This window comes from uncultured Methanobrevibacter sp. (assembly GCF_902771435.1).
Taxonomy (GTDB): domain Archaea; phylum Methanobacteriota; class Methanobacteria; order Methanobacteriales; family Methanobacteriaceae; genus Methanocatella.
The window spans coordinates 1-5,637 of record NZ_CACXXB010000058.1; the positions used below are offsets into that span (position 1 = coordinate 1).

7 protein-coding genes are annotated in these 5,637 nt (G+C 39.7%); 6 read left to right on the forward strand and 1 reads right to left on the reverse strand.

The window, feature by feature from the left end:
* The 4 genes from QZU83_RS09920 to QZU83_RS09935 form a co-directional block, all read left to right on the forward strand.
* The coding region (locus QZU83_RS09920; protein WP_295611834.1) for an AAA family ATPase at window positions 1-975 on the forward strand (975 nt) is incomplete at its 5' end.
* The gene (locus tag QZU83_RS09925) at window positions 965-2,080 is read left to right on the forward strand and encodes a zinc ribbon domain-containing protein (RefSeq protein WP_295611835.1); all 1,116 of its coding nucleotides are present in this window, start codon (window positions 965-967) and stop codon (window positions 2,078-2,080) included. The genes QZU83_RS09920 and QZU83_RS09925, both read left to right, overlap by 11 nt.
* A 56-nt stretch (window positions 2,081-2,136) precedes the next feature.
* Window positions 2,137-2,415, forward strand: a complete 279-nt coding sequence (locus QZU83_RS09930) for a transcriptional regulator (protein WP_295611836.1) — start codon at window positions 2,137-2,139, stop codon at window positions 2,413-2,415.
* Between the two features lie 7 nt (window positions 2,416-2,422).
* Window positions 2,423-3,265: an HIRAN domain-containing protein gene (locus QZU83_RS09935; protein ID WP_295611837.1), complete on the forward strand. Its 843-nt coding sequence runs from the start codon at window positions 2,423-2,425 to the stop codon at window positions 3,263-3,265.
* Here QZU83_RS09935 and QZU83_RS09940 read toward each other — a convergent pair whose 3' ends face one another.
* Window positions 3,266-3,553 (reverse strand): MarR family transcriptional regulator, encoded by a 288-nt coding sequence (locus tag QZU83_RS09940; RefSeq protein ID WP_295611838.1) that lies wholly within the window; start codon window positions 3,551-3,553, stop codon window positions 3,266-3,268.
* Between the two features lie 189 nt (window positions 3,554-3,742).
* Between QZU83_RS09940 and QZU83_RS09945 the strand changes: the two genes are divergently transcribed.
* Window positions 3,743-4,684, forward strand: coding sequence for an SseB family protein (locus QZU83_RS09945; RefSeq protein ID WP_295611839.1), 942 nt, complete (start codon window positions 3,743-3,745; stop codon window positions 4,682-4,684).
* A gap of 56 nt (window positions 4,685-4,740) precedes the next feature.
* Window positions 4,741-5,637 (forward strand): SseB family protein (locus QZU83_RS09950; protein WP_295611840.1); only part of this gene is annotated, 897 nt, incomplete at its 3' end.

Consider the following 5,637-nt stretch of genomic DNA (forward strand, 5'->3'; position numbering starts at 1 on the left):
ACCTTGAAAAGATTCAATGACTTTATATCAAACCTTAAAGGCAGATTAAACATTGACTCCACCAATCTTATGACAAAAACCGCAAGTCAGGTTTTAGGGAAAATAGAAACAGAGACCCAGGAAATCCCTGAAACCGATGAAGAAAAGCACTCACTTGATGAATATCTGGAAGAGCTGAACAAATTGGTTGGCCTTAAAAAGGTCAAAAAGGATGTCAACTCACTAATAAATCTTGTCCAGATAAGAAAGCTTAGAGATGAAAGAGGCATAAAGCAGCCTACGATGAGCCTCCATCTGGTTTTCTCAGGAAATCCCGGAACCGGAAAGACCACCGTGGCAAGACTGCTTTCAAAAATATATCACGAAATCGGCCTTTTAAGCAAGGGGCATCTAATTGAAACCGACAGGTCAGGCCTTGTGGGAGGTTATGTGGGCCAGACCGCAATCAAAACCCAGGAGGTCATAAAATCCGCAATGGGCGGAATACTTTTCATAGATGAGGCATACTCACTTAACCAGGCAAGCGAAAACGACTATGGAAAGGAAGCGATTGACACTCTTTTAAAGGCAATGGAGGACAACCGTGACGATCTGATCGTTATTGTTGCGGGATATCCGCAGCTGATGGACAGCTTCCTTCACTCAAACCCTGGTCTCGAGTCAAGATTCAATAAGTTCATATACTTTGAGGACTATAATGAAACTGAGCTTTATGAAATATTCATGCTGATGGCAACCGAAGCCAACCTCACGCTTGACGAGCCGGCAAAGGAGTACCTCAGGCAATATTTCGAGGCGATGTATGAGCACCGCTCAAGCAATTTCGCAAACGGGCGTGCAGTAAGAAACCTTTTCGAAGAGGTAATAACAAGACAGGCCAACAGACTGGCCCTTGAAGAAGAGATATCAGACGAAGAACTCAACACTTTAACATATGAAGATTTCCTAATCGAGGATGATGAAGATGAACAATGATTATAAAACCTGTAACAACTGCGGAGCAAAGGTTGACGTCAACGCCAACTTCTGCCCGGAATGCAAATCACAATCATTTAAGAAAAATGCTGTTGTCGTTAAGGATGAAAGCAAACCCTCAAGCTTCAAGCGCTCACTGCTCTACTGGGAATACGGCGGGGAATATGTCCTTGCAAAATCAAAGGTGACTGGAATATGCGTATTCCTGTTTCTGTTTATAGCAGGATTCAGCTCACCGTCAATGACAGGAACATTTGTCCTTGCGCTTATTCTATCAGCGCTCACATTCATTGTGGGATACCTTTTACACATCATAAAGGGAAGGCCTTCAAATGCAGTAATCACATACAATGACTACGGAGTCATACCTGACCTTATCCACCTGTTCTTCTTCTGGCAGAACAAGAAAACCGGTGAATTTGTACCATCAAAAACCAAAATAATCTCATTTCTGGTGTTTGTTGTATTTGCGATAATTAGCGCAACAGAGTTAGGACCTGCAACATTCGCCGCTGTGATTTTATTTGCACTCATAATTGAAACTCCGGTATTCCTTGTGGGCTGCGGAATTCACAGGCTGACCAATCCGAACCCTACCAATCCCAAAAGGGTTGAAACCAGAAAGCCTCCTGAAAAGATTGAAAATAAGGAAAAGTCAAGACCAAAAATTCCTAAAGTATTTAAAAGACAGTCACAGGAGCCTGAAGTCATACCTAAGTTCCAGCAATATGAGGATAAGGTAAATGCCCTTACAAAGGAATTCAAGACAAAGGAAAAGGTTGCACGTGAAGTCATTGAAAAGAAATTCACACCTCCTCAGATAACCTACACAAGATTCATCTCAATGGTGGACAAGTCATCTGAAGTGTTCAACAGGGAATCAGAATCCGCATTAAACATTCTCCACCTTGCAACAGAGGATTCACCGAGAATAGATAAGGAACTTGACTCTAAAATTAATATAATGGAATCAATCATAGACAAGATTGACGATTTGACAAACGAGCTTATACTGAGCATGGACTCATCAAAGGACCATGATGTTGACAATCTCATCGATGATATGGAAGGGCTCATCTCATCAGTCAAGGACTATGGCGAATAGGGGAAAAATATTTAATATTAAATAGATATATTCATAACAAGATAAACACAATCGAGGTGAATGCCATTATGGATGATGAAATTTTAAAGGTATATGGATACATCAACATTTCATCATATCGTGCAAGGGCCGTAAAGGCACTGCAGGGATGTGAAAAAAACCCCAGCACCATAGCTAAAGATTCAGGAATCAAAATCAACCATATATCCAATGTCTTAAGACAGCTCAAGGAATGTGAGGTGGCTGTCTGTATCAATGAGGAAGCCAACAAGAACAGGATCTACAGGCTGACCGAAAAAGGCGAGGAAGTGGCCAAATACGTAGATAACCTATAGGTGATTTATGGACAAGAAATACGGCGAAAGTCTTGATGACTGGAACACTAAAACCATAACCGATGATGTTCCAGCCACAAAAACTTCAACAGCAGATGTCCTCTACAGCGAGGCTCTCAGACTAAGCAAGGCTAAACGATATAAGGAAGCCCTTTGCCTGATTGATGTGGCAATCGAAAACGACGAAACTAATTTTGAATACTATAACCAGAAGGGAGTCATACTGGAAAACCTCAACCGCTTCAGCGAATCCATGAAATCATATGATGAGGCACTTGAGCTTTTTGACAGTGAAGATATATATGAAAACAAGGCCAGAATGCTTTACCGCTGGGCCAATTCACTCAACGATAAGAATAAGGCTTTGGAACTCATTACCCAAGCCATAACCATCCTGCCGATGTCTAAAAACGACGAGTATTTTGAAAGGTTCTGGTATCTCAAGGGAAGCATTCTCGACTGTCTTGAAAGGCCAATCGAGTCAAGGCGATGCTATCTTATAGCTGAAGGAATGACCGATGAGATAAAAGAATTGGACGAGCAGGTCGACTTTTTAAAAAACACTAAAGACACGCTGATAAACATCACCGGAACCAGATTCTACTTCGGAATGGAACCGTTTAAAAAAGGTCTCATTGTTAATCTGATAAGAGAGGATGACAATGAGCATGACAGTGATGCAATAAGGGTTGAAGTTGATGGTGAAACGGTCGGGTATGTTGCAAACAACGAGTATACGCTGATAGATAATGTCAAAAGTGCAACTGAAATAAGAAAAATGGATTATAAGAAGGCAGAAGTGGTGCTGATATATCTTGATGAGTATGTAATCTGCAGGCTGGTGAAATAGTTATTTTTTGTTTTGCTCAATTCTTCTCAATACTTCAAGGCCCAATTCGGTATTCTGATACAGCCTTCCCTTTGATGCCTCCTCGTTCATGCAGTAAACCAGCTTTTTCTTTTTCAAATCATGAAGGGCGTTTGACACCTGTGTTATTCGCAGACCTGTTGACTTTGCAATTTCGGAAGGCATTACAAACTCTCCTTCAATTGTTTTCAGGATTTTGTATCTGGTCGGTGAGATTTTAATGTATCCTATGTTTTCCCAAATCTCCTTTTCATTGATTTTTTCAGACATGATTATCTTTTTGTTTAAAGATAAATACTTTCTTAGTTATTTTTTTAGTCTTTAATTATAACCCAGTATATATTTGATTATTCGATGTATTAACATCATTAATATACGATATAATTCATTAATAAACATGAAATTATATATACCTAAAATACAAATATTAAAAACAATAAAATAAAACATGGCGATTACATGCAGAATTGCGATATTACAAACAATCATCTTAAAGATGTAATAGATAATTTAAGAACCTATTTGGAAAAAGAAGAAGAGACACCTGCAGATCTTGTGCTGAAATTCGTTTTCGAGTTGAAGGTATCAAACCTTTTGATTCCAGCAATTCAGGAAGAAGACGCATTTTCATTTGAACGTCTTGAATCCGATGAAGACGATGACTCATACATTCCGCTTTTCACAGATATCGAAGAGTACAAAAGTCACGTGACTGAAGATCTCGGATATGAACCTCTTACCTTTGATTTTGACACATACAAGGAACTGGTAATGGAAAATGACTTTGAAGGAATTGTAATCAACGTTGAAAGCAACTCCATGCCTGTTGACAAAGACTTCCTCAACAACATGCTGTTTGATGTGGATACCGTCGAAGATGAAGATTATGAGGCATACGGCCCTGAAAAACTCAAGGAAATTTTCGAAACAGCCACAAACGATTCCCTTCTTGAATTCATCAGGGATGAGGAAAACAACGCAGACATCGAGAAGCTCTATGTCGAGCTGTCAAATTCCACACTCCTCAATCTTACAGTAAGCGACGATCCGCTGGATGAATTTGCGCAGGACGGAATCATTGATGCAGATGACATTGACGGATTCAACCTCTGTTGCTTTGAGGATGACAACATCCGCTTTGGAGCGGTATTTACAGACAGGCAATCCATCAATAAGTTATTGGAAGCAGATACCGAATTATGCTATTACGGCCAGGTAACCGTTCTTTCAGCTCTCTTTGAATATATTTTAAGAAATGACATGGACGGGATTATCATCAATCCGGCCACAGACGATTATTTCATCACAAGAGATGACATTCTTCCTCAGGCAAGCGGAATTGAAGTCATCATCGATGATCCAAGTCTTGAAAATGCCATTAAATATTCATTCGAATTATGATTTGTGGGCAATCCCACAACAACTTTTTATTTTATTATTAACATAAACTTAAACCGATGATAAGCCACAAACACCTAAGGTCCGTTATTGAAGACATATATCTCAATGACAACAAAATAACCGAAGAGCTTTTTTTAAGACTGATTAACGAATTTCGATATTCCAACCTGTACATTCCCGCCAAAAGGCAGAACGGAACTCTGAATTTCATCATATATGAAGACGAATCAGAAAAGATAACACCACTTTTCACTGACCTTGATGAATTTCACAAATTCTACAGAAACGAGGATATTGAAGTTTTAAACAATCCCTTTGAGCTTTATCAAAACATTATCAAAACAACAGACATTGACGGGTATATCCTAAATCCCGCTTCTGAAAAATACCTTTTCAAAAAGGAGTTCATTCTGGGAATCGAAAACATTCCAAAGACCAGTTTCTTTACTAACAACCCCTACAGCGAAGAGGAGCTTAAAGAAATTTACGCATCAATCGACAATGATGCTCTTGAAGCCTTCTGCGCCAATCCTGCAAACATAGGTGACTGGGAGGGGCTTTTTGAAAGGCTTTCAAGGTCATGTTTATTGACACTTATGATATCCGATTTGGATTTGACTGGCAAGGCGAAGGACGGTCTTATATCACAAAAAAACACCGGCCCTCTGGCCAACATGTATCTTGACAGAATCGGCGGAAGATATGCAACAATATTTTCCTCAACTGAAAAGATCAAGGAAATCAGCACCTCCAAATTCAAGTATGCCCAGATAATCAACCTGGCAACGCTGGTCAATTTCGTTTTAAGCGAGGATATGGAGGGCATAATACTGAATCCGTCATCAGACAGCTTCCTGATTCCAAGGTCAGTTCTTCTCAAGTATTCACTGGGCTTTGAAAAGTTTGCAAACGACGGCAGGTTGAGCGAATCCATGTATTATCTGTTTTTGATA